This is a genomic window from Vibrio sp. R12-SG2-ISO1, assembly GCF_059834045.1.
Genome location: NZ_JCBDGO010000008.1, coordinates 356,477 through 381,988, shown reverse-complemented (window position 1 = coordinate 381,988; position 25,512 = coordinate 356,477). Strand labels below are relative to the sequence as shown.

Annotated in this window: 25 protein-coding genes; 21 read left to right on the top strand and 4 right to left on the bottom strand. The window is 51.9% G+C overall.

From position 1 onward, the window contains the following. The first annotated feature begins 7 nt into the window (after window positions 1-7). The 14 genes from fliF (at window position 8) to flhB (ending at window position 13,159) form a co-directional block, all read left to right on the top strand. A complete protein-coding gene (fliF, locus tag AC6R10_RS07115; RefSeq protein ID WP_487902635.1) occupies window positions 8-1,750 on the top strand; it encodes a flagellar basal-body MS-ring/collar protein FliF in 1,743 nt (580 codons plus the stop codon). After that, complete coding sequence (gene fliG, locus AC6R10_RS07110) at window positions 1,743-2,795, top strand: flagellar motor switch protein FliG (protein ID WP_487902636.1); 1,053 nt, start codon at window positions 1,743-1,745, stop codon at window positions 2,793-2,795. Before fliF ends, fliG begins: the two co-directional genes overlap by 8 nt. A 107-nt stretch (window positions 2,796-2,902) precedes the next feature. Further along, complete coding sequence (gene fliH, locus AC6R10_RS07105; RefSeq protein ID WP_500671865.1) at window positions 2,903-3,706, top strand: flagellar assembly protein FliH; 804 nt, start codon at window positions 2,903-2,905, stop codon at window positions 3,704-3,706. After that, window positions 3,706-5,028, top strand: a complete 1,323-nt coding sequence (gene fliI, locus AC6R10_RS07100) for a flagellar protein export ATPase FliI (protein WP_487902638.1) — start codon at window positions 3,706-3,708, stop codon at window positions 5,026-5,028. Before fliH ends, fliI begins: the two co-directional genes overlap by 1 nt. A gap of 6 nt (window positions 5,029-5,034) precedes the next feature. Then, a complete protein-coding gene (gene fliJ, locus AC6R10_RS07095) occupies window positions 5,035-5,475 on the top strand; it encodes a flagellar export protein FliJ (RefSeq protein ID WP_500671864.1) in 441 nt (146 codons plus the stop codon). Window positions 5,476-5,601: 126 nt separating this feature from the next. After that, window positions 5,602-7,704 carry a flagellar hook-length control protein FliK gene (locus tag AC6R10_RS07090; RefSeq protein WP_500671863.1) on the top strand — a complete coding sequence of 701 codons (2,103 nt, stop codon included), beginning with the start codon at window positions 5,602-5,604 and terminating at the stop codon, window positions 7,702-7,704. A gap of 37 nt (window positions 7,705-7,741) precedes the next feature. After that, a complete protein-coding gene (gene fliL / locus AC6R10_RS07085; protein WP_334555252.1) occupies window positions 7,742-8,239 on the top strand; it encodes a flagellar basal body-associated protein FliL in 498 nt (165 codons plus the stop codon). Window positions 8,240-8,246: 7 nt separating this feature from the next. Beyond that, window positions 8,247-9,296 carry a flagellar motor switch protein FliM gene (fliM, locus tag AC6R10_RS07080; RefSeq protein WP_334555253.1) on the top strand — a complete coding sequence of 350 codons (1,050 nt, stop codon included), beginning with the start codon at window positions 8,247-8,249 and terminating at the stop codon, window positions 9,294-9,296. Between the two features lie 20 nt (window positions 9,297-9,316). Next, the gene (gene fliN / locus AC6R10_RS07075) at window positions 9,317-9,727 is read left to right on the top strand and encodes a flagellar motor switch protein FliN (RefSeq protein WP_334555254.1); all 411 of its coding nucleotides are present in this window, start codon (window positions 9,317-9,319) and stop codon (window positions 9,725-9,727) included. Between the two features lie 3 nt (window positions 9,728-9,730). After that, complete coding sequence (gene fliO / locus AC6R10_RS07070; RefSeq protein WP_500671862.1) at window positions 9,731-10,072, top strand: flagellar biosynthetic protein FliO; 342 nt, start codon at window positions 9,731-9,733, stop codon at window positions 10,070-10,072. A 19-nt stretch (window positions 10,073-10,091) separates the two neighbouring features. Beyond that, window positions 10,092-10,946, top strand: a complete 855-nt coding sequence (fliP, locus tag AC6R10_RS07065) for a flagellar type III secretion system pore protein FliP (protein ID WP_334555277.1) — start codon at window positions 10,092-10,094, stop codon at window positions 10,944-10,946. 12 nt (window positions 10,947-10,958) lie between these two features. After that, on the top strand, window positions 10,959-11,228 hold the full coding sequence (gene fliQ / locus AC6R10_RS07060; RefSeq protein ID WP_500638021.1) for a flagellar biosynthesis protein FliQ: 270 nt from the start codon (window positions 10,959-10,961) through the stop codon (window positions 11,226-11,228). Between the two features lie 8 nt (window positions 11,229-11,236). After that, window positions 11,237-12,019: a flagellar biosynthetic protein FliR gene (gene fliR / locus AC6R10_RS07055; protein ID WP_334555257.1), complete on the top strand. Its 783-nt coding sequence runs from the start codon at window positions 11,237-11,239 to the stop codon at window positions 12,017-12,019. 9 nt (window positions 12,020-12,028) lie between these two features. Continuing rightward, window positions 12,029-13,159 (top strand): flagellar biosynthesis protein FlhB, encoded by a 1,131-nt coding sequence (gene flhB, locus AC6R10_RS07050; protein WP_500671861.1) that lies wholly within the window; start codon window positions 12,029-12,031, stop codon window positions 13,157-13,159. Window positions 13,160-13,162: 3 nt separating this feature from the next. Here the strand turns inward: flhB and smrB are convergent, their stop codons facing one another. After that, the gene (smrB, locus tag AC6R10_RS07045; protein ID WP_334555259.1) at window positions 13,163-13,693 is read right to left on the bottom strand and encodes an endonuclease SmrB; all 531 of its coding nucleotides are present in this window, start codon (window positions 13,691-13,693) and stop codon (window positions 13,163-13,165) included. Between the two features lie 63 nt (window positions 13,694-13,756). Here smrB and prmB point away from each other — a divergent pair, with 63 nt between their 5' ends. From prmB to AC6R10_RS07030, 3 genes are all read left to right on the top strand, one after another. After that, window positions 13,757-14,689, top strand: a complete 933-nt coding sequence (gene prmB / locus AC6R10_RS07040) for a 50S ribosomal protein L3 N(5)-glutamine methyltransferase (RefSeq protein WP_334555260.1) — start codon at window positions 13,757-13,759, stop codon at window positions 14,687-14,689. A gap of 193 nt (window positions 14,690-14,882) precedes the next feature. Further along, window positions 14,883-15,968, top strand: coding sequence for a chorismate synthase (gene aroC, locus AC6R10_RS07035; RefSeq protein ID WP_334555261.1), 1,086 nt, complete (start codon window positions 14,883-14,885; stop codon window positions 15,966-15,968). Between the two features lie 112 nt (window positions 15,969-16,080). Further along, complete coding sequence (locus tag AC6R10_RS07030) at window positions 16,081-16,611, top strand: elongation factor P hydroxylase (RefSeq protein WP_500671860.1); 531 nt, start codon at window positions 16,081-16,083, stop codon at window positions 16,609-16,611. Here AC6R10_RS07030 and AC6R10_RS07025 read toward each other — a convergent pair. Together AC6R10_RS07025 and AC6R10_RS07020 are read right to left on the bottom strand one after the other, a co-directional pair. Beyond that, the gene (locus tag AC6R10_RS07025) at window positions 16,604-17,113 is read right to left on the bottom strand and encodes a hypothetical protein (protein ID WP_500671859.1); all 510 of its coding nucleotides are present in this window, start codon (window positions 17,111-17,113) and stop codon (window positions 16,604-16,606) included. The two genes, AC6R10_RS07030 and AC6R10_RS07025, sit on opposite strands and share 8 nt — an antisense overlap. 12 nt (window positions 17,114-17,125) lie before the next feature. Further along, window positions 17,126-19,264 (bottom strand): LruC domain-containing protein, encoded by a 2,139-nt coding sequence (locus AC6R10_RS07020; protein ID WP_500671858.1) that lies wholly within the window; start codon window positions 19,262-19,264, stop codon window positions 17,126-17,128. A gap of 157 nt (window positions 19,265-19,421) precedes the next feature. Here AC6R10_RS07020 and AC6R10_RS07015 point away from each other — a divergent pair, with 157 nt between their 5' ends. After that, entirely contained in the window at window positions 19,422-19,694 is a 273-nt protein-coding gene (locus tag AC6R10_RS07015; RefSeq protein WP_500632283.1) for a YfcL family protein, read from the top strand. Between the two features lie 78 nt (window positions 19,695-19,772). On the opposite strand, the gene mnmC is transcribed toward AC6R10_RS07015, so the two are convergent. Next, window positions 19,773-21,788 (bottom strand): bifunctional tRNA (5-methylaminomethyl-2-thiouridine)(34)-methyltransferase MnmC2/FAD-dependent 5-carboxymethylaminomethyl-2-thiouridine(34) oxidoreductase MnmC1, encoded by a 2,016-nt coding sequence (gene mnmC, locus AC6R10_RS07010; protein ID WP_500671857.1) that lies wholly within the window; start codon window positions 21,786-21,788, stop codon window positions 19,773-19,775. A 130-nt stretch (window positions 21,789-21,918) separates the two neighbouring features. Here mnmC and fabB point away from each other — a divergent pair, with 130 nt between their 5' ends. The 3 genes from fabB (at window position 21,919) to AC6R10_RS06995 (ending at window position 25,508) form a co-directional block, all read left to right on the top strand. Next, window positions 21,919-23,130, top strand: a complete 1,212-nt coding sequence (gene fabB / locus AC6R10_RS07005; protein ID WP_487902647.1) for a beta-ketoacyl-ACP synthase I — start codon at window positions 21,919-21,921, stop codon at window positions 23,128-23,130. Between the two features lie 234 nt (window positions 23,131-23,364). Continuing rightward, a complete protein-coding gene (locus AC6R10_RS07000) occupies window positions 23,365-24,498 on the top strand; it encodes a 4-phosphoerythronate dehydrogenase (protein ID WP_500629272.1) in 1,134 nt (377 codons plus the stop codon). After that, window positions 24,495-25,508, top strand: a complete 1,014-nt coding sequence (locus AC6R10_RS06995) for an aspartate-semialdehyde dehydrogenase (protein ID WP_500632280.1) — start codon at window positions 24,495-24,497, stop codon at window positions 25,506-25,508. The genes AC6R10_RS07000 and AC6R10_RS06995 overlap by 4 nt, the downstream gene beginning before the upstream one ends. Window positions 25,509-25,512 lie beyond the last annotated feature (4 nt).

Genomic DNA, 25,512 nt, shown 5'->3' with positions numbered 1-25,512 from the left:
ATCGACGGTGGCAGAACCAACTCAATCCACAGACCTAACCGTAGCGGATGACCATGTCGATAGCACTATGCTATCGACGGATATCGATAGCGGTGGTCAAAACCCCGATCTTGATGAAAAAAGCAGCTCCAAGTTTGATATGGCGGTGGGCGATCTCGACCTGCTGCGCCAAGTGGTGCTGGTTCTGTCGATCTCAATCTGTGTCGCATTGATTGTGATGCTGTTTTTTTGGGTTAAAGAGCCCGATATGCGCCCACTCGGAGCGTACGATACCGAGGAATTGATTCCTGTCTTAGATTACCTTGATCAGCAAAAGCTAGACTACAAACTCGACGGAAACACTATTTTGGTGCCTGCGAGCGATTACAACTCACTCAAACTCAATATGGTCCGCGCGGGGCTCAACACCGAGAAACAGGCGGGTGATGAGATCTTGCTGCAAGACATGGGATTTGGGGTTTCTCAACGTCTCGAGCAAGAGCGTCTTAAGCTCAGCCGTGAGCGCCAACTCTCTAAAGCGATAGAAGAGATGACCCAAGTACGCAAAGCGCGTGTGCTGCTTGCGCTGCCTAAGCAAAGTGTGTTTGTGCGTCACAATCAAGAGGCCTCGGCGTCGGTATTTTTGACTTTGCGTACCGGCACCAGCCTTAAGCAAGAAGAGGTTGACTCGATTGTTGATATGGTCGCGAGCGCAGTTCCGGGCATGAAGCCGACCCGCATTACCGTGACGGATCAGCATGGCCGTTTACTGAGCTCTGGCTCGCAAGATCCAGCCTCTGCGGCAAGACGCAAAGAGCATGAGCTAGAGCGTAAACAAGAACAAGCCTTGCGTGACAAAATTGATTCGGTATTGATCCCGATATTAGGCTTTGGTAACTACACCGCTCAGGTCGATATCCAACTTGATTTTAGTGCGGTCGAACAAACGCGTAAGAGCTTTGACCCTAATACGCCGGCAACGCGCAGTGAATACACCCTTGAAGATTACAACAATGGTAATGTGGTCGCTGGCGTGCCAGGCGCACTGAGTAACCAACCGCCTGCTGACGCCTCCATTCCTCAAGATGTGGCCCAAATGAAAGATGGGTCGCTACTTGGCCAAGGTTCTGTGCATAAAGAGGCGACGCGCAACTTCGAACTCGATACCACCATCAGTCATGAGCGTCGTCAAACCGGTGTCGTGAATCGCCAAACGGTCGCCGTCGCGATAAAAAATCGTGCTGTGGTCAATCCTGAAACCGGTGAGACGACCTACCAGCCGCTCTCGGATGCTGACCTAAATTCGATTCGACAAGTGTTGGTCGGCGCTGTTGGCTTTAACGAAAATCGCGGTGATTTGTTGAATGTGCTGAGCATGCAATTTGCCGAGCCAGAGATGGACATCGTCCAAGATGTGCCACTATGGGAACACCCGAATTTCAACGACTGGGTACGTTGGTTTGCTAGTGCGCTCGTGATTATCGTGGTGGTACTGGTGCTTGTGCGCCCAGCCATGAAGAAACTGCTCAACCCAGCATCGGATGACGACGAACAACTGTATGGCCCAGATGGCTTACCGATTGGCGCCGATGGTGAAACAAGCTTAATTGGGAGTGATTTAGAAGGTGGCGAGCTGTTTGAGTTTGGCTCAAGTATTGACCTTCCAAATCTACACAAAGATGAAGACGTGCTGAAAGCGGTTCGTGCATTGGTTGCGAATGAGCCGGAACTCGCGGCACAAGTTGTGAAGAACTGGATGCAAAATGCCTAACGAAATGGTCCCACAGGGTGGCGGTGAAGAATCTGAAAACACCGTGGATATTGAATCAATACCGGGTGAGGAGCGCGCGGCGATTCTATTGTTGAGTCTCAACGAAGAGGACGCAGCAGGCATTATTCGCCACTTAGAGCCCAAACAAGTACAACGCGTGGGTAGCGCTATGGCGCGCGCGTCGGATTTAAGTCAAGACAAAGTCGGGGCGGTGCACCGCGCTTTTCTTGAAGATATCCAAAAATACACCAACATTGGTATGGGCAGCGAAGACTTCATGCGTAATGCCCTAGTGGCGGCGCTCGGTGAAGACAAAGCGAATAACTTGGTTGACCAAATCCTGCTGGGTACGGGCTCGAAAGGTCTTGATTCCCTCAAGTGGATGGACCCGCGTCAAGTGGCCAGCATCATCGTCAACGAACACCCGCAGATTCAAACCATTGTCTTGTCCTACCTAGAGCCCGATCAATCGGCGGAGATTTTGTCTCAGTTTGCCGAGCGCGATCGTCTTGATTTGATGATGCGTATTGCGAACCTCGAGGAAGTGCAGCCTTCGGCATTGGCTGAGCTAAACGAAATCATGGAGAAGCAGTTTGCGGGTCAAGCGGGGGCCCAAGCCGCCAAGATTGGTGGCCTGAAAGCCGCAGCCGAAATCATGAACTACATGGACAACAACATCGAAGGCGTTTTGATGGAGCAAATGCGCGATCAAGACGAAGATATGGCGACACAGATCCAAGATTTGATGTTCGTGTTCGAGAACTTGATCGAGGTCGACGACCAAGGTATCCAAAAATTGCTGCGTGATGTTCCGCAAGATGCGTTGCAGCGTGCACTCAAAGGTGCCGATGACGCATTGCGCGAGAAGATCTTCAAGAACATGTCTAAGCGTGCAGCTGAGATGATGCGTGATGATCTTGAAGCCATGCCTCCGATCAAGGTGTCGGACGTGGAAACCGCTCAAAAAGAAGTCTTGGCGATTGCCCGTCGCATGGCCGATGCGGGCGAAATTATGCTTGGTGGCGGCGCAGACGAGTTCTTGTAATGGTTTGGGTCATCACCGCTCAACCGAGTGATGACCGCCACGCAAATCAACGCGAAGAGCTATCAGTAATTCAGTGAACGATCAGTAACTCAGTGAGTAAAAGTGTTATGGCCGGAGAAAGAAAGCGCGGTTTTTTACGATTGGATGATGAAGAAGTGGTGGTCCAAAAAGCGGAGCGCTGGGGCATGCCTGACTACACGTCACACACTCACAAGCAAGCGAAAGAAACGGCGCTGAATTACGATCCGAGCTGGATGCCTTTGCCCACCGAACCTGAAGAAGAGGCGCCCGTTGAGCTGACCGATGAGCAAATTGAGCACATCAAGCAGCAGGCGTATCAAGACGGATTGCTGCAAGGTCAAGAAGCCGGTTTCAAGCAAGGTTATGAGAAAGGCAAAGAGCAAGGCTTAGCGGAAGGCCATCAAGAAGGGCTCGAAGCAGGCCGTCAAGAAGGTGTCACGGCAGGCGAAGCCTTTATCAAAGAACAAGTGGATACCTTCATCAATTTAGCCAACCAATTCGCTCAGCCGCTTGAGCTGATGAACGCCCAAGTGGAAAAACAGTTGGTCGATATGGTCCTCATCTTGGTGAAAGAGGTGGTGCATGTCGAAGTTCAAACCAATCCTCAAGTCATTCTAGACACCATCAAACAGTCGGTTGAATCTCTGCCTATTTCCGGTCACGCGATTACCTTAAAACTTCACCCCGACGATGTCGCTATTATCCGTTCTGCCTATGGCGAAGAGGAACTGAACCTGCGTAATTGGAGCTTGATGAGTGAGCCTGCTCTCAATCGGGGCGATGTTCAAATTGAAGCGGGGGAGTCGAGTGTCAACTATCGCCTTGAAGATAGGATTCGCAGCGTGATCCAAAGCTTTTGTGGTGTCAATCGCCATCAAGGTGGTGAGTGATGCTCGAGCTCGCTCAGCGTCTTGGCCAGTACAAAACCCACGGGTTGACGTGTCGCCCAGTGGCGTCCGGTAAGTTGATTCGTGTGGTGGGATTAACGCTCGAAGCGACCGGGTGCCGCGCTCCGATCGGCAGTTTGTGTACCGTGGAAACCATGCACGGTGAAATGGAAGCCGAAGTGGTCGGTTTTTCTGGCGACAACCTTTTTTTGATGCCGAGTGAGCAGATCACCGGCGTGCTGCCCGGGGCGAAAGTGACGCCGCTGACCAGTGATGCAGGCTTGCCTGTTGGTATGGAGCTTCTTGGTCGAGTGATTGACGGCGTAGGCAACCCACTCGATGGTCTTGGCCCGATTTATACCGAGAAAAAAGCCTCGTTTAATGCGCAGCCGATTAACCCGCTGGCGCGTAAGCCGATCACGGAGCCGCTGGATGTGGGCATTAAAGCGATCAACGGCCTATTGACGGTGGGCAAAGGCCAACGTATTGGTCTGTTCGCCGGTTCTGGTGTCGGTAAGTCGGTGACACTTGGTATGATGACTCGAGGCACAACTGCGCAAGTGGTGGTGGTTGGCTTGATCGGTGAACGTGGCCGAGAAGTGAAAGAGTTTATCGAAGAAATTTTGGGCGTGGATGGTCGCCAACGCTCCGTGGTGGTTGCAGCGCCCGCCGACGCCTCACCGTTGATGCGTTTGAAAGGGTGCCAAACCGCCCTGACCATTGCGGAATATTTTCGCGATCAAGGGCTCGATGTTCTGCTTCTAATGGACTCCTTAACCCGTTTTGCTCAAGCGCAGCGTGAAATTGCGCTATCGGTTGGCGAACCGCCCGCAACCAAAGGTTACCCGCCTTCGGTCTTTGCCAAATTGCCCGCTTTGGTGGAGCGAGCCGGTAACGGTGGCCCCGATCAGGGCTCCATTACCGCATTTTTTACCGTACTGACCGAAGGGGATGACCTGCAGGACCCGATAGCAGACGCATCGCGAGCCATTCTCGATGGTCACGTTGTGCTCTCGCGTGAGATGGCCGATGCGGGTCATTATCCAGCGATTGATGTCGAAAAATCGGTTAGTCGTGTCATGCCACAGATCACCACCGATGAGCATATCTTGATGTCCAAAGCGGTGAGACAAATCCTCTCAATCTGCCGCAAGAATCAAGATCTGGTCTCTATTGGTGCTTACAAACCGGGTACCGATGCGGCGATTGATGGCGCGTTTACTATCAAGCCGAAACTCGATGGTTATCTGCAGCAAGGAATGAAAGAGAGCGTGCCGTACGATATGTGCGTAAATATGCTCAAGAACTTGCTGCAAGGGGAGTGATAGTCGATGGATAACGCATTGGCATTCTTGCTAGAGCAGGCGAAAGAACAGGAAAATCAGGCGGTCATGGCGCTTACACAGGCTCGCGGTGAGCTAGAAGGCTATTACCGACAGCTCAAACAGATTGAGCAATACCGCCTAGATTACTGCCAGCAACTGGTTGAAAGAGGTCAGCAAGGGTTAACGGCTAGCCAATATACCCACTTAAACCGCTTTTTAACCACGCTCGATGAGACCCTCGCCAAGCAGCAGAAAGCTGAGCACCATTTTAAGAGTCAGGTAGAAAGCTGTGAGCAGCACTGGCTGGAGCGTCGCAAACAGCGACGTTCGTATGAATGGCTGATGGAGAAAAAACGCAGTGAAAAAGAGCGTGAACAAGAGCATCGCGAGCAAAAGCTGATGGATGAGTTTGCCACCTTGCAATATTCACGTCGAAAGCCGAACTGATCGCTCATTAGCATCGTAAAAACTTCGTATTAGAATCCAACTATGGCGTGATTTTTGCTGATATCTAGCTAACCCCTGTTCCGTCTCTGCGCTGTTTCGAGATGATTAACTGTGAGTAGCTCAACTATGAATATCAATTTATCGTCTGTTTCTGACAGCGGAAAAGCCGCTAAGGTCGCGCCAAGCACGGGTGAGGCCAGCACTGAGAAAAACAGTGGAGAAGGCTTTTTTTCTAAACTCGCTGGGCTGATTAAAGGTGAAGGCGGAAAAGGCGACGACTCCGGTGATGGGGTAAAAGCGCAAGGCAAAGTCTCTGTAGAGAAAGCACCCACAGAAAAAGCTCCCACAGAGCAAGCAAGCGCAAGTGAAACGTCAAAGTCAACGTCTAACAGCGATAAGTCGACATCGACTGCCAATCAATCTACCGACGAGTTACTCGAGGCCGAATCGGTAAGTTCGAAAGCCGACAGTGCAAAAGGCGAAAGTGACCATGCAGCCTCAGCTAAGGTGTTGGCTGCGACGGATGATAGCGACGCCTCCCTACCGAAAGACCAAGCGGCGAAAATTGTGTCCGACAATGACCAAGTATTGCAGCGTCTGGATGAATCTAATCGCGCCCTCAAGGCAAAAGACGGCAAGAACTTGCCTCATGAAGCCAATGCCGCCAAGCTCGAACCTGCAACGGATACGCCTAAAGTGTCTGCTGAAGGGCAAGTGTCTGTTCAAGCCGCCGCCATCTCCGCTCAAGGCGATGAAAAGACCCAACCAGAATCCTTTGTGCGCTCAAATGAGAGTGAAACGGTGAGAGTGCACGGCGAAACCCTGCACGCAAATAGCCAGGCGAGAGATGAAGGTCAAGATGCAAATGCAGTGCAAGCCGCCGCGTCTTCGGTCTCGGCTACTGGCAGCGATGGCGAATCGCTTGCTGTAAGCGAGGTATCTGAGCAGGCGAAAGCGCAATCGGCGAAAAAGTACCTTAATGTGGAGTCTCCACTTGTGGATAGCGAACAAGATGGTGCTTCGCCTCAGGTTGCCGCTGCAGTGACCGCGAGTGTGGCGGCAAAAGCGGGACAAGAACCCACACCAACCGATGCACTGCCTGTAGATAAGTCGACTCAACACGGTTTCAACACCGAGCAACATCAAGCCGATGCGACCGCAGCGCCAAACGCACTGAATGCCAGCGCCATGACGGTAGGCACGGAATTAAGCGAAGCTGGCGTTGATACGAACAGAGCAGAGCAAGCGGCCAATGTCTCTGCTGCCTCCTTGACTGCAGAGCCCCAAACCGTATCGGCCGATACTCTTACGGATACCGAAACGCCAACGCAAGCAACAGCCATTCCATGGGCCGTACAAGGTGAGGCGGTGGTCAAAGAGGAGGTCAATCTGGCCCGAGATCCGCAAGTGAAATCTCAGCAAGCGGTGCTCGCGCACTCAGTACAACAAGCGATGCATCAAACGCAGTCAGTGACACCTACGCCACTGCAACAGGCTGCCACTTCGCCTATTCCTAACGCTGCCGCGCAAGCGATTCCCACATCGCCCATACCCACCGACCTAAGCGCCAGCGCGATGCCGAATGTGGCAGCGAACCCGGCACTGCAAGAGCAGGCACTGTTAAAATCGGCGTTGGGAGCGAAAGTCGCGATGGGCGCCGCCCAAAGTGGGGAGAGCAAAGAGGCGGCATCGGGCGAGCATTTTGCTCAGCAGTTGGCTGCCGCGAGTGGGCAGCAGCTTGGCACTCAACCTAATGGCATGCGTGCGGAGCAAGCCAATCCTGCGCAAGTTCCTTTGCAGCTCAGCCGTGATGTAGCCGCGGATCAAGTGGCAGAGCGCGTACAGATGATGATGTCGAAAAACTTGAAAAACATCGACATTCGCCTTGATCCACCTGAGCTAGGCCGCTTACAAATTCGCATGAACATGAATGGTGACGGCGCCACAGTCCACTTTACCGTCGCCAACCAAGGCGCGCGCGATATTATCGAGCAATCGATGCCAAGACTGCGTGAAATGCTCGCTCAGCAAGGGGTTCAGCTGGGAGACACCTCCGTTCAGCAACAGGCCTCTGGCCAGCAGCAAGGACGCTATGCAACAGGCAGTGGGCAAGGAAATGGTCAAGGGAGCAGCAATCACGCCTTTGGCGGTGAAGAAAACCTTGAACCAGACACCAATCTTGATTTGAATGTAGCAACAAAGCGTGATGGAATCAGTTATTACGCTTAAACTGTTAGAAAAACTAGGATTTAGAGACCGTTAAGTTATGGCAGACGAAGATATCACCGCAGAAGCTCCCAAAGGGAAAGGCAAATTACTGATCATAGTGGCCGTTGTTGTTGTCTTGCTACTTGGCGGTGGTGGTGCCGCGTTCTTTTTGATGGGGTCAGATGAGCCCTCGGGTGAACAGGCTGCAACGCAACAGCAAGTGGTGACGCCCGCCGAGCCTGTCTCTTATGTCAATATTCCTCAGCCATTTTTGTTTAACGTGACGGGCGACAAACGTGACCGCATGGTGCAGATAAAAGTGCAGTTGATGGTGCGTGGCAGCGAAAATGAAAACCTGGCCCGCTATCACTCGCCACTGATCGAGAGTTCCCTGCTGAGCACGTTTGCCTCAGCAACGGTGGACCAACTACGCAGCGTCAATGGACGCGTGGAGTTGCGCGACAAAGCGACGGATGACATCAAGGCCAGTTTGACCAGAGCTGTGGGTCAGCCTGTGATTGAACGTGTGCTATTTACTGATTTTGTAATGCAATAGGTGACGCGTGACTGATCTATTAAGCCAAGATGAGATCGATGCGCTGCTTCACGGCGTCGATGACGTCGATGAGATAGAAGAAGAGAGTAACGAGCAAGACGCGAGCGCCGTCGATTTTGACTTTTCCTCTCAAGACCGCATTGTTCGTGGTCGGATGCCAACCCTCGAGCTGATCAACGAACGCTTTGCTCGTCATATGCGTATCAGCCTGTTCAACATGCTGCGTAAAACCGCTGAAGTCTCGATCAACGGCGTGCAGATGATGAAGTTCGGCGAGTATCAAAATACACTTTACGTACCGACCAGTCTCAACATGGTGCGCTTTCGACCTCTAAAAGGTACGGCGCTGATCACCATGGAAGCACGCTTAGTGTTCATTTTGGTGGAGAACTTCTTTGGCGGTGATGGCCGTTTTCACGCGCGGATTGAAGGGCGTGAATTTACCCCGACCGAGCGTCGAATTGTTCAATTATTGCTCAAAATCGTCTTTGAAGATTATAAAGAAGCATGGTCGCCTGTGATGGGGGTCGAGTTTGAGTATCTCGACTCCGAAGTGAACCCGAGCATGGCGAACATTGTCAGCCCGACGGAAGTGATCGTTGTGAGCTCGTTTCATATCGAAGTGGATGGCGGGGGCGGCGATTTCCATGTCGTGATGCCATACTCAATGGTAGAGCCGATCCGTGAGTTGCTCGATGCCGGTGTTCAATCGGATAAGATGGAAACTGACGTGCGTTGGAGCACGGCGCTACGCGAAGAGATCATGGATGTCCCAGTGAACTTTCGCGTTAACTTGCTCGAGCAAGATATTTCCCTGCGCGACCTGATGGAGCTGCGCCCTGGCGATATTATCCCGATCCATATGCCAGAGCACGCCACCATGTTTGTGGAAGAGTTACCGACCTATCGGGTCAAAATGGGCCGCTCAGGGGAAAACCTTGCGGTGCAAATATCGGAAAAAATTAAGCGTCCCGATGTAGTGAAAACCGATATTGCCTTCTTGGGCAAGGATGTCATCTCCGAGTTAGAAGATGACGAAGGCGACATTGAAGATTAATTGAAGAGTAGGAATTAGGTATGGAACCAAGTGACGATCAGAAACTGGCGGACGAATGGGCGGCAGCCCTAGGAGAAGATCCCAACGCGCCAGAGATCGATGTGGATGAAGTGATGTCAGCGCAACTGGATGAGTTAGAAGATACCTCCTCACCCATTTCCGATGACGAGCGCCGTAAGCTCGATACCATCTTGGATATTCCGGTCACCATCTCTATGGAAGTGGGCCGCTCGCAGATCAGCATTCGTAACCTACTGCAACTCAACCAAGGTTCAGTGGTCGAACTTGAGCGCTTGGCCGGGGAGTCACTCGATGTATTGGTCAACGGCACCTTGATTGCCCACGGTGAAGTGGTGGTGGTCAATGACAAGTTTGGTATCCGTTTGACTGACGTTATCAGCCAAACTGAGCGTATCAAGAAGCTTCGTTAAGCCATGGGGCCTGCAACCGATAGCCAGTTAGACATAGCGACCACCTTTGGGTCGCTGTTGTTCGTTGTCGCTTTTATTTTGTTTTTGGCTTGGGTACTCAAGCGAATGCGCGTTCCCGCTATTGGCAATCAGCCGGGGTTGAACGTAGTACGCCAAATCGCGGTGGGTACCAAAGAGCGTATCGTGATTGTTCAAGCCGGAGAAGAGCAGTTCTTAGTCGGCGTGACGGCGCAGTCTATCCAGTTGATTGCGAAGTTGGATAAGCCACTTTCTCAGGAGGAGTTAGCCACCAGTCCGTTTGCAAGCCAACTGACTCAGCTATTGAAAAAGAATGATAAATCGTAGTCGAACTTTTTGGGTCTGGATGACCTTGCTATGGTCTCTTCTCTCTACGGCGGTGGTCGCACAGGAGGAGTTAGCGACATCGGTACCGAGTAATGCGGCGGGCGCATCGTCTGTGACTGTCTCGGCGATGGAGCGTGAACAAGGCGCTTCCGGTAGCAGCGCACAAACGTTGTCGACCGGTAGCTTGACCGGCGGAGGCGGCGGTATCCCAGCCTTTACCATGACCACCAACCCTGACGGCACAGAAGACTATTCCGTCAATCTACAGATTCTCGCTTTGATGACCATGCTGGGCTTTTTGCCTGCCATGGTCATTTTGATGACCTCATTTACCCGCATCGTTGTCGTGATGTCGATTTTGCGTCAAGCGATGGGTTTGCAGCAGACGCCGTCGAACCAAGTGATCATTGGCATTGCTATCTTTCTGACCTTTTTCATCATGTCGCCAGTACTGAGTAAAATTAACGACGACGCGATTCAACCCTACATCAATGAACAAATCACGGCACGTGACGCGTTCGATTTGGCGCAAGTGCCAATGAAAGATTTCATGCTCAAACAGACGCGTGTTAAAGATCTGGAAACCTTTGTCAACATTTCGGGCTCCGACGCAACCGCTCCAGAAGAGGTGTCGATGGCGGTGCTGATCCCGGCGTTCATTACTTCTGAGCTCAAGACGGCGTTTCAAATCGGCTTTATGCTCTTTTTGCCTTTCCTCATCATTGACCTAGTGGTCGCTTCTGTCTTGATGGCCATGGGTATGATGATGCTCTCGCCCATGATCGTCTCGCTGCCATTCAAACTGATGCTGTTTGTGCTGGTGGATGGTTGGAACCTGATTTTGTCGACCTTGGCCGGCAGTTTTGCGTTGTAGCGGGAGGAGACCATGACGCCAGAAGTTTTTGTCGAAATGTTTCGCGGCGCACTGTGGATGGTGCTCGTCATGGTATGCGCCATCATCATCCCAAGCTTGCTGATTGGTCTTGTGGTGGCGATTTTCCAAGCCGCAACGTCGATTAACGAACAAACGTTGAGTTTCTTGCCACGTTTGATTGTCACATTGCTAGCGTTAATGCTGTTTGCTCACTGGATGACACAAATGCTCATGGAGTATTTCTTTGCCATGGTTGAGCGGCTGCCTCAGGTTCTCTACTAGGAGCGGGTATGGAATATCCCGCTAGCGTCGTCCTCGACTGGATTGCCAACTACTTTTGGCCCTACACGCGTATTGCTGCCATGTTGATGGTGATGTCGGTCACCGGCGCGCGGTTTGTCTCCACTCGCGTGCGACTCTATTTGGGCTTAGCCATCACCTTTGCCGTTATGCCCGCTATTCCCGCCGTCCCCGATAACATAGAGCTGCTCTCATTCGCCGGCTTTATGACGTTACTTGAGCAGATCATCATCGGCGTGGCGATGGGTACCGTGACCCAATTTATGATTCAAACCTTCGTCATTCTAGGCCAAATCTTAGGTATGCAGTCGAGCTTGGGTTTTGCGTCTATGGTCGACCCTGCCAATGGACAGAATACGCCGCTGCTTGGTCAACTGTTCATGTTTTTGGCAACGCTTTTCTTTCTGGCGACGGATGGCCACTTAAAGATGATCATGCTGGTGGTGATGAGTTTTCAATCTCTACCCATAGGCTCAGGGTCGCTGACGAATGCCGATTTTCAAGAGTTGGCGAGTTGGCTGGGGATCATGTTTAACGTTGCACTGAGTATGTCGCTGTCTGGCATTATTGCGCTACTGACCATCAACCTATCGTTTGGTGTTATGACGCGTGCGGCGCCGCAGTTGAATATCTTCTCGCTCGGTTTTGCTTTTGCGCTGATGGTGGGTTTGCTGCTCTGTTGGTACATTATCGCCGGCCTGTATAGCCACTATGAGCTATTCTGGTTACAAGGTGAAGCGCAAGTGTGCCGCTTCATCCGGTTGGATTGTTAAGGGAGCGCGATGGCAGAATCCGACGGTCAAGAACGCACCGAAGACGCCACGCCCAGGCGCTTGCAACAGGCTCGAGAGAAAGGGCAGGTTGCAAGGTCTAAAGAACTGGTGTCGGTCTCCGTCCTTGTAGTGGGCGCGATTGCTTTAATGTGGTTTGGTGAAGGGCTGGCACGTGGCTTGTTTCAAGTAATGCGCCGCTTGTTCACTTTGTCGCGTGAGGAAGTGTTTGATCAAGTCAAACTGTTCGACATCGCCCTCGGGTCGTTAGGCAGTTTGATATTGCCATTATTGTTGATTCTGGTGACGCTGTTTGTTGCCGCGCTGATTGGCGCAGCGGGTGTTGGTGGCATCAGCTTTTCTGCAGAAGCCGCGACGCCCAAGTGGTCAAAAATGAACCCGCTGAGTGGTTTTAAGCGCATGTTCGGTCTGCAAAGCTGGGTCGAGCTACTGAAATCCATTCTCAAAGTGGCGCTGGTGACCGGCGTGGCGATCTTTCTTATCAACTCAGCGCAGCAGGATTTGTTTCAGCTGAGTATGGACGTTTACCCGCAAAACATCTTCCATGCGCTCGATATCTTACTCAACTTTGTGCTCTTGATTAGCTGCTCTCTATTGGTGGTGGTCGCCATCGATATTCCATTCCAAATCTGGCAACACGCCAACCAATTGAAAATGACCAAACAAGAGGTCAAAGACGAGTACAAAGAGACCGAGGGTAAACCTGAGGTAAAAGGCCGTATTCGTATGCTACAACGGGAAGCAGCGCAGCGGCGGATGATGGCAGAAGTGCCACAAGCGGATGTGATCGTCACCAACCCAGAGCACTTTTCCGTGGCGCTCAGGTACAAGCAAGATAAAGATCGCGCGCCGATTGTGGTCGCGAAAGGGACCGATCACATGGCGCTTAAAATTCGAGAAGTGGCGCGAGAGCATGATATCTACGTGATCCCCGCTCCGCCATTGGCTCGGGCGCTGTATCATTCAACAGAGTTGGAGCAAGAGATCCCAGATGGGCTGTTTACCGCAGTGGCTCAAGTGTTGGCGTATGTGTTCCAGCTCAAGCAGTATCGCAAACGTGGCGGTCAAAGGCCGAAGCTCAAGGCGTCCGAACTCCCTATCCCGCCAGATTTACGCCAGTAATGATTATTTTTCCGGGATCGAGAGTAAAACCAGCAACGCGCCATCGCCACCAAACTCAAGCGGTGCTTGGTGAAATGCCATCACATCGGGGTGCTGGGCCAGCCATAGCGGCGTTTTTTGCTTCAGGATGTGTTTGCCTATGCCATGCTGAACACAGGCACAGGCAATTTCGTTTTTGATGCAATAGGCAATCATCGCGCCGAGTTCACGCTTGGCCTCCAGTTGCGTCATGCCGTGCATATCCAAAAAGACATCAGGCACGTACACGCCACGGCGGAGTCGCTTCACCTCATACTGTGACACGTCGTCGCGGGCGTAGCGTGTTGGCCCTTCTTCATTGAGGAGCGGTACAAACTCGTCAGAGAAGTAAAACTCCGAGTCGCTCGCTTCACGTGCGCTGCGTGTGATTTCTTTCTGCTTAGTGTTTCTTTTTGGCTGTTGGACTATGGTATCCTGTCGCAACTTTTTTACGCCTTGTACTGCATCCCTGAAGAGGGCGAAATCGTCATCAATATCGGTGTCTTTTTTGTTCATGGGTGATTTCAATATGTATGATTAATGCTATTGGCAGTATTGTAGCGCTTTTCGGAGGCAATTTTGGATAAGATTTTTGTAGAAGAAGCGGTATCGGAACTGCATACCCTTCAAGATATGATTCGCTGGACGGTCAGCCGTTTCAACGCCGCTCACCTATTTTACGGTCACGGCACTGACAATGCTTGGGATGAAGCCGTTCAGTTGATCCTACCCACACTCTATCTGCCGATTGATGTGCCTCCCCATGTTCTCAACTCTCGTTTGACCAGCAGTGAGCGCCTGCGCGTCGTCGAGCGTGTGGTGAAACGCATCAATGAGCGCACGCCTACCGCCTATCTGACGAATCGTGCCTGGTTCTGTGGTTTGGAATTCTTCGTCGATGAACGTGTCTTGGTGCCACGCTCTCCGATTGGTGAGCTGATTCAAGCTCAGTTCGAACCCTGGCTAATCGAAGAGCCGACGCGCATTATGGATATGTGTACCGGCAGTGGTTGTATCGCCATCGCTTGTGCGTACGCCTTCCCAGAGGCGGAAGTGGACGCCATTGATATTTCATCCGACGCGCTGCAAGTGGCGGAACAGAACGTTCAAGATCACGGCATGGAGCAACAAGTCTTCCCAATTCGCTCGGATCTGTTCCGCGATTTACCGAAAGAGCGTTACAACTTAATTGTCACGAATCCACCGTATGTGGATCAAGAAGACATGGACAGCTTGCCGCAAGAGTTCACCCATGAACCTGAACTCGGCTTAGCGGCGGGCAGTGATGGTCTCAAGCTGGTGCGCCGCATTCTTGCCAATGCCCCTGATTACTTGACCGATAAGGGTATTTTGATTTGTGAAGTGGGCAACTCCATGGTGCACATGATGGAGCAATATCCAGACATCCCATTCACTTGGCTAGAGTTCGAAAATGGCGGGCATGGTGTCTTCTTGTTGACTCGTGACCAACTCGTCGCTTGCGCCGATGAATTCAAGTTGTACAAAGACTGATTTGTTGCCAACTGTGCACGCCCAAACGCCGAGCTTTTGCTCGGCGTTTTGCTCTCTAGCGTTTTCGCGGCTAGGTGAACAAAAATAGTTCTGGCTTGGGGCTTTACATCAAACCGTAATAAAGACACTATGAAAAAACGAACAATTGACGTGTAAAGCCTAATTGACAAGGCTGAAATAATACGAGGAAGTAATGGCAGGAAACAGTATCGGACAACATTTCCGAGTGACCACATTCGGAGAAAGTCACGGTATCGCACTAGGATGTATCGTTGACGGATGCCCTCCAGGTTTAGACCTCTCAGAAGCAGATATTCAAACGGATCTCGACCGTCGTCGTCCAGGCACTTCTCGCTATACCACTGCACGCCGCGAACCTGATGAAGTAAAAATCCTTTCCGGTGTGTTTGAAGGGAAAACGACCGGGACTTCGATCGGTTTGCTGATTGAAAATACCGACCAACGCTCAAAAGACTACTCAGAGATCAAAGACAAGTTCCGTCCCGGTCATGCTGACTACACCTACCATCAAAAGTATGGAGTGCGTGATTATCGAGGTGGAGGCCGTTCGTCTGCTCGTGAAACAGCAATGCGCGTTGCGGCGGGCGCGATTGCGAAGAAATACCTTAAGCAAGAGTTTGGTGTCGAAATTCGCGCTTACCTATCGCAGATGGGCGATGTCGCCATTGAGAAAGTCGATTGGGATGAGATCGAGAACAACCCATTTTTCTGCCCGGATGTGGATAAGGTCGAGCAGCTCGATCAATTGATCCGAGATTTGAAAAAACAGGGCGACTCTATCGGTGCCAAATTGCAAGTGGTCGCCACTGGCGTACCCGTTGGACTTGGCGAGCCAGTATTTGATCGCCTAGACGCCGACATTGCGCATGCACTGATGAGCATCAACGCGGTGAAAGGCGTCGAAATCGGCGATGGTTTTGATGTGGTAAGCCAAAAAGGCAGCCAGCATCGTGATACCCTCACGCCAAGCGGTTTTGGTAGCAATCATGCTGGTGGCATCTTAGGCGGTATCTCGACCGGGCAAGACATTGTCGCGAATATCGCGCTCAAACCAACGTCGAGCATTACCGTACCGGGCGAAACCATCACCAAGCAAGGGGAGTCGACCGAGCTGATTACCAAAGGCCGCCATGACCCTTGTGTTGGCATTCGCGCAGTGCCGATTGCTGAAGCCATGCTGGCGATTGTGTTGCTGGATCACTTGCTGCGTCATCGCGGTCAAAACCACGGTGTCACGACGCAAACCCCGAAAATTTAATCGTACAAACGGCTTCGCAAGGAAGCCGTTTTCTTTTCGCTGTAGCGCGTCTTAACGCTGGCTGCAGAGTCGGGTACAATGGCGCGCATCGTTACTTTGAACTTCCACATAGATGACCCACGATTATCGCGATTTGATTGCACTCTTCAATCAGACCTTTTTTGAGCAGTATCAGACCCGTCTTGAACTTGGCGGTGATGAACCTATCTATCTTCCCGCGGATGACTCTACTCCTTACCATCGCATCGTGTTTGCACGAGGTTTCTATGCGTCTGCACTGCATGAAATCGCTCATTGGTGTGTGGCAGGCCCTGAGCGCCGTTTACTAGAAGATTTTGGCTATTGGTATCACCCCGATGGCCGCAGTGAACAAGTTCAAGCGCAGTTTGAGCAAGTGGAGATACGTCCGCAGGCGTACGAGTGGATTCTATCGGTCAGCGCTGGCTTTGCATTTAGTGTCAGTTGCGACAATCTCAATGGCGACGTTGAACCCGACCGCCTCGGGTTCATGCAAAAAGTTCATCAAGAAGTGATGTCCATTTTAGCGACGGGGTTGCCGCCGCGTCTGCTGGCATTGTCTGAGGCATTGCGTGCCTTCTACCAAACCCCGCCACTTAAACCTGACGCCTTTATCGTCAAATAGAGCTTGGAATCAGCCACACCGCCTCTGACTCGCCTTGATGTTGATAGGTGTATGAGGTTGGTACGCTGCCTTCTTCCATAACCCACACCACAGCAATCAGTGATGACCAATGGTTGGCGACGCTCAAATCAATCTGCGCCAAGCCGTTATTGAGTGAAGACTTCACTAAGCACTGATCATAGTCAACAAAACTGAGATCGCCTTGCGCCGTGCGATTGTCGCACACCGATAGGTAAGCGACTTTACCATTCAACTCATTGAGCATGACGTCGATATTGAGCGTGTAGACCGACGCAAGGTCATTGTCATAACTGATCGAGAGCGCTTGGAGTCCCTCGGTGGTTGCCGCTGGCGTAGCGGATGGGGATGGCTGCACGGCATCGGCGCTCGCGGAGCTTCCCCCCTCGTCACCGCCGCCTCCTCCGCCACAAGCAGAGAGGCCAAGGGAGGCGAGCAATAGTGCGCCTGTAAAGTAAGGGTTGAAGTGTGTAGGCTGTCTCATCGGGCGTCTCCTTTAGTCGATGTAAATTCGGCTGGGTACTGCGAGTGTGTACCAGTTGGTGGCGGTGGTGCCGTTATCATCTTGGGCGAATTCATCAAAACTTGGGTAGGCGTTGAGAATATCGACCTGCTCCAGTGGGTGGGCCCAGTTTGTGGGGATTTCAATCGCCCAAGGTAGCCCGTTGCTGGTGTGAAAGTAAGTGTCACCGGACGAGGCGTCGACGCCATTTGCTCGGTAGCGGGGATCAAACTTGACCGTCGGTGCTTGATTCTTTAGGTGGATCTCTAAGCTACGGCCAGGGTGAGAGCCGGACAATTGATGGCCTATATCACCATGGTAATGGCCGGGTGCGGCAAAGATGAATGGGTCATAGGGAAAATCGGGCATCTGCGCTAAGTTCGGCGCGTTGAGTAGGGTAACGTGCAGGGTCCAAGTGGGGCGGTAGCTCGTGCCACACTGCTCCTGAGTGCGAAACATGCTGCAATTGGCCGCTTCTCCCGGTTCAGTAATGTCCCACAAGTCCTCTTCGATGATGAAGACAGCGTCAATGGTGTCAGGTTCTAAGACGACGCGGCTTTGCTCTTCACCATTGACAGTAAGGCGCACCGAGTCTTGTTTGATGTCGCTCTGGGCGATGCCTGGAAGGCGGATGGCGAAGCCAGAGTGGTAATCGCCACCTAACGCCGCGACTTGCCCCTCCATTTTAAGACGAATCACTCGACCGTCCAGTTGGTACTCGGTGTAGCGCACGTTCATTAACACATCATTCATGTCGTAATCGCCCTGCATCGGGTACTGATCTTCATAGGCAAACGTCGTGTACTCACCGCCGGCTGGGTATGACTCAGTGGTCACCCCACTTTCTGTAATATCGACCAGATAATCTTCGACTTCCCCTTCAGGCACGCCGCCACTTGGACCGATGCCAGAGGTATTACTGAGGCGAAAACGCGCCCAGGTTTCGCCGCTCTGCGCCCATGTTGGCGCATCAAAGAAGACAGAGGCTTTACCATCAATGACCGAGCGGTCGGTAATGATCTGTTCGCTGGAGTCAAACTGCCCATCTCTGTCCCAGTCAATCCAGCCATTGAGCACGCTGTCGGCGCTTGCGCCAGTGATCGTGACTTGCACCATACTGGTTTGGCCCACTTGCAGCGGGACGGGAAACGCGACACCATCGTCGTCGTTGAGTCCATCGGCGCTGTCATCACTCAATGGAGGAAGATAAGCCTCGCTCTCACCATCCACGCTGAGCCCGAGCGTCAAGCCACTGATACCATGGCGCGCGCCGAGCGCAGCGTAACTGGTTTGATAGCTGTCTGGCGCATCGCCAAAGTCTGTGTTGTCACTGGCGACCACTGGCGCTAACGCGCAGCGTGCGCCATCATTCGAGTTGCTGGAAGGGCCGTAGGCAAAAAAATCCGCACTGGATTGAGTACCGTCTAGGGTGACACGAAACACCAAACCGTTGGCGTTGTTGCTGCCATAGAGATTACCGTCAACGTCAAAATAGATAGCACCAAAGGTGAGCTTGTAGCCGAGTAGATCTTTGTTCAACACTTGGTTAAGACGCGTTGAACTCCCGGCTTCAACGTCAATCTCAATCAAGTAACCGTTAGCATCAATCGAATAGGCGAGGCCATTGTCAGGATGAAACGCGAGGTCATAAATCGCAGGCGTGCCGAAATCAGAGGGATTGGCCACTTGCGTCATGACCAGAGTCTCGAGATCCGCCTTAATTAAGCCGTATGATGGGTGGTAGCCAAACCACGCATTAGTATGCACCGCCACATCACCGACATAGATGCGCTCGGGTACACCGGCGGGTTGAGTCATCTCGAGCGGGTATTTGACGAATTCGGCATCGAGTTTAGCTAGAGTCTTGGCATCGTAATCCCACGCGTAAATAAAATCATCATGCTTGCTGTAACCGGCGCCATTAAGCTTGGCACTGCCCATATTGGACTCGAGCGCGCGATAGCTGCCGAGGTCGATGTCGACACCATATGCCACTGGGAAGCCATTTGGGTTTTGAATTAGAAACGCCTGAGTGGGACATTGCGCAAAAGGCACCTCAGCACGCGCGCTGTGATGCGCTACTGCGAGGGATAAGGCGACGAGAACGTTGACGGACAATCGGGACATCTTCATAGCAATTCCTTGGTTGTTTGCGGTGCATAACTCCCTATTGCAACCGATATGCCAGAGGACAACCCCTTGTGAACACAAGCATTTGCCTTGGGTTTCTCAATGTGAGAAGCTTTGGCCTCTTTTTGAGAATCAAACTGATTTTAGGTAGCTACAGAGAATGATCACGGAATACGAAGAAGCGTTGCTTGCGCTAATTGATGCGCGTATTGAGACAGCATCGGAAGATGAGTTGTTTGCAGGTGGCTACCTGCGTGGGCACATTTCTCTCTCCGCCGCGGCGTGTGAAGAAGAGGGAATCGTCGATCTTGACGTGTTCAAGCACCGCATTCAAGCCAGTTTAGATGAGGCGCGCAGCGAGTTGTCACCTGCTGATCGCACCATAGTGAATGACCTATGGGCCGAGTTAGCTGACCAAGCCTTACGTGCCTAAGTCTTAAGTATCTGAGTCTTAAGTACCTGAGTCTTAAGAGCCTAAGCCAGCCAATCGGGCCTTGTTGACTAAAGCCTATTACAACTCAGTAATAGGCTTCCCCTTTCTTAATTTTCTTACCCACATCCGACTCGGGTGACAGGCGTCGAGGATGTCGATAGGCAGTGGCATCGGATCGCCACACATCTGTGAAGCAAGTGTTTCCGCCAGCAACGGTGCGCTGCTCAATCCACGCGAACCAAGCCCCAACATGCAATATAGATTTGGATAACTTGGTACCGGCAGCGCCTCATCCTCTTGCTGTGTTGCTAATGTTTTGTATTGCTCCACCGTCGCCCTCTGCACGCCCACCGCACCGATAAACGGCAGATGGTCGCGGCTAACGCAGCGAATGCCTTGGCGAGATTGGTTGTCACTGGTATCGACATCCTGAGTCCAATCTTGGTTGGGGAGACAGCGCTTGAGTTTTTCACCATTATCGATTTGCGCAGCAGGATCAAACTCTGTATCAAGGCTCGTGCGATCGTAGCTAGCGCCAATACAATGCTGCTGGGTCTTCGGGTTTACTGGCGTCATGTAGCCATCGTAACAAAGTACGTTGCGCAGGCTGCTTAATCGCTCGGTGGTCGGGATATGACTTACTTGTCCTTTCACTCGTCCAAGTGGCAGAGTGGAGGTCTGCGTAAGGTCGGTAAACTGATGCCCATTGGCGACCACCACCGCATCAAAGGTGCGGGACTCCTGTTGGCTGCATACCGTCCAAGTGCCCTCTGGATGCACTTTTAGCTCGGTGACCTTGTGCTCAAAGCGCACCTCGAAAAGAGGGTGTGCCGATAAATCGTTAATCAATCCTTGGCTTAACTGTGCCGGGCAGAGCCAGCCGCCCAATGGATAATGCACGCTAGGCATGGTCAACGGTAAGCCGACGGTTTGCGCCGTCTGCGCTGGGTCCAATGGCGTAACCAGTTGAGCATCAAAGCCCACTTGATTCAGTTTGCTCAGTTTGGTGTGTGATTTTTCATCCCACATCAATTGAGTGACGCCGCACCAGTCGTGGTCGAAATGAAAGTGTTCACTGGCTTGCTCGACAAATTGACGGGCAAAGAGAAAAGCAGGGGCGAAAAAGCGTGACACGCCGCTGTGGGTGCCATTGAGCAGTGGGTACACCGCGCCTTGTCGATTGCCAGAGGCGCCCATTGCTGCGGCTTTATCTTGGCAATAGAGCGTGACGCGTTTCCCGCGTCGAATCAGCGCCGTGGCTAAGGTTGCGCTTGCAATGCCACCACCGACAATGGCGATCGACTCTGCATCTGCGCTATTTGGCCGCGCAAATAGGGGGGAGAGGTTGCTGTAAGGTGTGCGTTCACTCAACTCACCCGCGATCATCTCTCTTTTGGTGCCAAAGCCTTTGACTTTTTTCATCGCAAAGCCCGCTTCAATCAGCCCTCTACGGACAAAACCGGCGGCAGTAAAGGTGGCACAGTGACAGCCTTGTTTGGCGAGTCTCGCCATGCCGTCAAACAGCGTTTGATTCCACATTTCTGGGTTTTTACTCGGAGCAAATCCGTCGAGAAACCAGGTGTCAACGAAACCTTGCTCAGGGACTGGAACCAGAGGGAGGCAATCTTTAATGTCACCAAACCAGAGATCTAACGTCACGGCACCGTCATCGAGCACAATACGGTGACACTCAGGCACCGCAATCGGATAGTGCTTTTGCAGCTTTTGCGCGTAGCTGGCCAGCTCAGGCCACGCGAGGTGCGCTTTGGCCAAGTCTTCTTTGCTTAGGGGGTACTTCTCAAAACTGACAAAATGCAACTCTTTAAGTGGCGCATCAGGATGGCGCTGTCTAAATTCATCAAACCATTGCCACAACGCAAGGAAGTTAAGCCCTGTGCCAAAACCGGTTTCTGCCACCACAAAACGGCGTTGGTCATATTCCTGCCATCTTTGCGGAAGATGATTTTGGGTCAGGAAAACATAACGGGTTTCTTCAAGACCATTGACGTTGGAGAAGTAGACGTCGTCAAATTGGTCGGAAACTGGTGTGCCAGCTTCATTCCAGCCAAGCTGGGCGTGCGAAATAGTGGTCATAGAGAGTCAGAATTCTTTCTATTTAGACATTAAAAGTGTGAAGATTGTACGGATTTATGGGAAAGCTGACCACTTTTGCAGGGCAACTTCGTTATTATCTAGCGGAAATTTAATTTATAGGATTGTCATAATGAAACGTGTCGTAATCACCGGTATGGGTATTGTTTCGAGTATCGGTAACAACGCCGAAGAAGTGTTAGCGTCTCTAAAAGCAGGAAAATCTGGTATCACTGCCTCTGAGCAGTTTAAAGAACACGGTCTACGTTCGCAGGTTTGGGGTGATCTAAAAATCAACCCAGCAGAGCACATCGATCGTAAACAGATGCGCTTTATGGGTGATGCGGCTGCGTATGCTTACCTATCAATGGAACAAGCGATCGAAGACGCAGGCCTGACTCCAGAGTTGGTCTCTAACGATCGTACCGGTATTGTGGCAGGTTCAGGTGGCGCATCTGCGCTCAATCAAACGGTGGCAACTGACACCATGCGCGCCAAAGGCGTGAAACGTGTTGGTCCATACATGGTGCCTCGCACTATGTCATCGACGGTTTCTGCGTGTCTTGCGACACCGTTTAAGATCCGCGGCGTGAACTACTCAATGAGCTCGGCGTGTGCGACTTCTGCGCACTGTATTGGTCACGCGATGGAGCTGATTCAATTGGGTAAACAAGACATCGTATTTGCTGGTGGTGGTGAAGAGCTCGATTGGTCTCAAACCATGATGTTTGATGCGATGGGCGCTCTGTCGACTAAGTACAACGAGACACCAGAAAAAGCGTCTCGTACCTACGATGCGGACCGTGATGGTTTCGTTATCTCTGGTGGTGGCGGTATGTTAGTCATTGAAGAGCTTGAGCACGCGCTTGCGCGCGGCGCGAAAATTTACGGCGAAATTGTTGGCTACGGCGCGACGTCTGACGGCTACGATATGGTGGCGCCATCAGGTGAAGGTGCGGTGCGTTGTATGAAGATGGCGATGCAAGCTGTCGATAGCATTGATTACGTCAACACGCACGGCACCTCTACACCGGTGGGTGATGTTAAAGAGCTGGGTGCGATTCAAGAGCTGTTTGGTCAAAACAGCCCAGCAATATCAGCAACGAAAGCGATGACAGGTCACGCATTGGGCGCTGCAGGCGTGCATGAAGCCATCTACTCAACTTTGATGCTAACTCACAACTTTATTGCCCCAAGTGTGAACATCGAAAATCTCGACGAAGCGGCTCAAGGCCTTGATATCGTGACTCAAGCGCGCGACGCTGAGTTGAACACTGTGATGTCAAACAGCTTCGGCTTTGGTGGAACGAACGCGACGTTGGTGATTAAAAAGTACCAAGCTTAATCGCTCGCGCTGGTTCGCCAGACACCCGTTTCCAGGACTGGTGGTGAAGAGTTTTACTCACCGCCGAACAGACGCAGACTCTGACCCATGGAGAGCGGGTTAGGATCCTTTTGTTCTGGATAATTGCCCGGCCATGCGCCGGGCTTTTTTACGTCAGGTGGGGCGTGCTACTCGACACCGAGCCTGCTTTTCTGCACAATCGCCCCAACGCCCTTTGATCAAAGACAGCACACCATGAAAATTTTAATCGATGAAAACATGCCTTACGCCGAGGGGCTATTTAGCCAACTGGGTGAGGTGGTGTTGAAATCAGGCCGACAAATCACTGCGCAAGACCTTATCGATGTGGATGCGCTCATGATTCGCTCCGTCACCAAAGTGAACGCAGAGCTTATCGCCAACGCCAATAAACTGAAATTTGTCGGCACCGCAACGGCGGGGATGGACCATGTCGACCAAGCACTATTGCGTGAACGAGGTATCTTCTTTACCGCCGCTCCCGGATGCAACAAAGTCGGCGTTGCTGAATATGTGGTGAGTGTGATGATGGTGCTAGCGCAGCAACACGGTTTCTCGGTGTTTGATAAAACCGTTGGCATTATTGGTGCTGGTCAGGTGGGCAGCTACTTACAAGCGTGTTTGGAAGGGATCGGCATTCAAGTGCTCATCAACGATCCACCAAAACAAGCGCAAGGCGACGCGCGTTCGTTTACTCCGCTAGATACCTTGCTCGAGCAAGCGGATATTATCACCATCCATACGCCAATTACGAAAGAGGGCGAGTATCCTACCCATCACCTTATCGATGAAGCGGTACTCAACCGTTTACGCGGTGACCAAATCTTGATCAATGCGGCGCGGGGTCCCATCGTGGACAACAGTGCACTTAAGGCGCGGCTTGCGCGTCAAGATGGCTTTATTGCAGCACTGGACGTGTTCGAATTTGAACCTGAGGTTGATATGGAGTTGCTGCCTCTGCTAGCATTCGCGACCCCACATGTGGCTGGATATGGGCTTGAGGGGAAAGCTCGTGGCACGACGATGATCTTTAATGCCTTTTGTGAGTTTTTAAATCAAGAGTTGAGCGCGAACGCCAGTGATCTGTTGCCGATCGCGCCGGTTCCTCGTCTTGAGCTTAATCGAGCGTGGGATGAGGCGACGCTACACACGATCACACAGCTCGTCTATGATGTGCGTAAAGATGATGCACTGTTTCGCCGAGAAATCGGTCAGCCCGGCGCCTTTGACGCCATGCGTAAAAATTACTGGGATAGACGCGAATACAGTGCCATCACGCTAGTGGGGACGGCTGATTGTCAGTTGTCACCCCTAGCCAAACTAGGTTTTCAGGTTGAGGTAAATCAATGAGCCAGCAATACAATGTTGCCATTCTGGGCGCGACAGGCGCCGTCGGTGAGACGATTTTAGACGTTTTACAAGAACGTAAATTTCCCGTGGGTGATCTCTACCTACTTGCCAGTGAGCGTAGTGAAGGCAAAAGCTACCGTTTTAATGGCAAGACGATCAAAGTAGAGAATGTTGAGAATTTTGACTGGTCTCAAGTTCATATAGCGCTGTTTTCTGCTGGGGGCGATTTGTCGGCGAAATGGGCACCCATCGCTGCAGAGGAAGGCGTTGTCGTGATCGACAATACGTCACATTTCCGCTACGAATATGACATTCCTCTTGTGGTGCCTGAGGTCAATCCAGAAGCGATTGCGGAATTTCGTAACCGCAACATCATCGCTAACCCAAATTGCTCGACCATTCAAATGCTGGTGGCGCTCAAGCCAATTCATGATGCCGTCGGAATCGAGCGCATCAATGTCTCGACTTACCAATCAGTGTCAGGAGCAGGCAAAGCCGGTATTGATGAGCTGGCAGGGCAAACGGCCAAGTTACTCAATGGGCTACCTGCTGAAACCAACCAGTTCTCTCAGCAGATCGCGTTCAACTGTATTCCACAGATCGATCAGATGATGGAAAACGGCTACACCAAAGAAGAGATGAAGATGGTGTGGGAAACGCAAAAAATCTTTAATGATCCATCCATTACAGTGAACCCGACCTGCGTTCGCGTGCCGGTGTTTTATGGCCATGCTGAAGCGGTCCACGTAGAAACTCGTGCGCCGATTGACGCAAGCGAAGTCGTGCAGATGCTGGAGCAAACCGAAGGAGTTGAAGTATTCCATGGCGAGGATTTTCCGACCCAAGTTCGCGATGCTGGCGGCAAAGATCACGTCATGGTCGGACGAATCCGCAATGACATTAGCCACCACAGTGGCGTCAATTTGTGGGTGGTGGCAGACAACGTCCGCAAAGGCGCGGCGACCAACGCGGTACAAATCGCCGAAGTGTTGGTTCGCGATTACTACTGAGTGT

Excerpts from the sequence above, each read along its gene's own strand:
- fliJ (WP_500671864.1), top strand. The coding sequence starts at position 5,035 with ATGGATAACGCATTGGCATTCTTGCTAGAGCAGGCGAAAGAACAGGAA.
- AC6R10_RS07090 (WP_500671863.1), top strand. The coding sequence starts at position 5,602 with ATGAATATCAATTTATCGTCTGTTTCTGACAGCGGAAAAGCCGCTAAG.
- AC6R10_RS07000 (WP_500629272.1), top strand. The coding sequence starts at position 23,365 with ATGAAAATTTTAATCGATGAAAACATGCCTTACGCCGAGGGGCTATTT.
- fliG (WP_487902636.1), top strand. The coding sequence starts at position 1,743 with ATGCCTAACGAAATGGTCCCACAGGGTGGCGGTGAAGAATCTGAAAAC.
- fliN (WP_334555254.1), top strand. The coding sequence starts at position 9,317 with ATGGAACCAAGTGACGATCAGAAACTGGCGGACGAATGGGCGGCAGCC.
- fabB (WP_487902647.1), top strand. The coding sequence starts at position 21,919 with ATGAAACGTGTCGTAATCACCGGTATGGGTATTGTTTCGAGTATCGGT.
- smrB (WP_334555259.1), bottom strand. The coding sequence starts at position 13,693 with ATGAACAAAAAAGACACCGATATTGATGACGATTTCGCCCTCTTCAGG.
- aroC (WP_334555261.1), top strand. The coding sequence starts at position 14,883 with ATGGCAGGAAACAGTATCGGACAACATTTCCGAGTGACCACATTCGGA.
- fliO (WP_500671862.1), top strand. The coding sequence starts at position 9,731 with ATGGGGCCTGCAACCGATAGCCAGTTAGACATAGCGACCACCTTTGGG.
- AC6R10_RS07020 (WP_500671858.1), bottom strand. The coding sequence starts at position 19,264 with ATGAAGATGTCCCGATTGTCCGTCAACGTTCTCGTCGCCTTATCCCTC.
- fliH (WP_500671865.1), top strand. The coding sequence starts at position 2,903 with ATGGCCGGAGAAAGAAAGCGCGGTTTTTTACGATTGGATGATGAAGAA.
- AC6R10_RS07015 (WP_500632283.1), top strand. The coding sequence starts at position 19,422 with ATGATCACGGAATACGAAGAAGCGTTGCTTGCGCTAATTGATGCGCGT.
- AC6R10_RS06995 (WP_500632280.1), top strand. The coding sequence starts at position 24,495 with ATGAGCCAGCAATACAATGTTGCCATTCTGGGCGCGACAGGCGCCGTC.
- fliI (WP_487902638.1), top strand. The coding sequence starts at position 3,706 with ATGCTCGAGCTCGCTCAGCGTCTTGGCCAGTACAAAACCCACGGGTTG.
- fliL (WP_334555252.1), top strand. The coding sequence starts at position 7,742 with ATGGCAGACGAAGATATCACCGCAGAAGCTCCCAAAGGGAAAGGCAAA.
- mnmC (WP_500671857.1), bottom strand. The coding sequence starts at position 21,788 with ATGACCACTATTTCGCACGCCCAGCTTGGCTGGAATGAAGCTGGCACA.
- fliQ (WP_500638021.1), top strand. The coding sequence starts at position 10,959 with ATGACGCCAGAAGTTTTTGTCGAAATGTTTCGCGGCGCACTGTGGATG.
- AC6R10_RS07025 (WP_500671859.1), bottom strand. The coding sequence starts at position 17,113 with ATGAGACAGCCTACACACTTCAACCCTTACTTTACAGGCGCACTATTG.
- fliR (WP_334555257.1), top strand. The coding sequence starts at position 11,237 with ATGGAATATCCCGCTAGCGTCGTCCTCGACTGGATTGCCAACTACTTT.
- AC6R10_RS07030 (WP_500671860.1), top strand. The coding sequence starts at position 16,081 with ATGACCCACGATTATCGCGATTTGATTGCACTCTTCAATCAGACCTTT.
- flhB (WP_500671861.1), top strand. The coding sequence starts at position 12,029 with ATGGCAGAATCCGACGGTCAAGAACGCACCGAAGACGCCACGCCCAGG.
- fliP (WP_334555277.1), top strand. The coding sequence starts at position 10,092 with ATGACCTTGCTATGGTCTCTTCTCTCTACGGCGGTGGTCGCACAGGAG.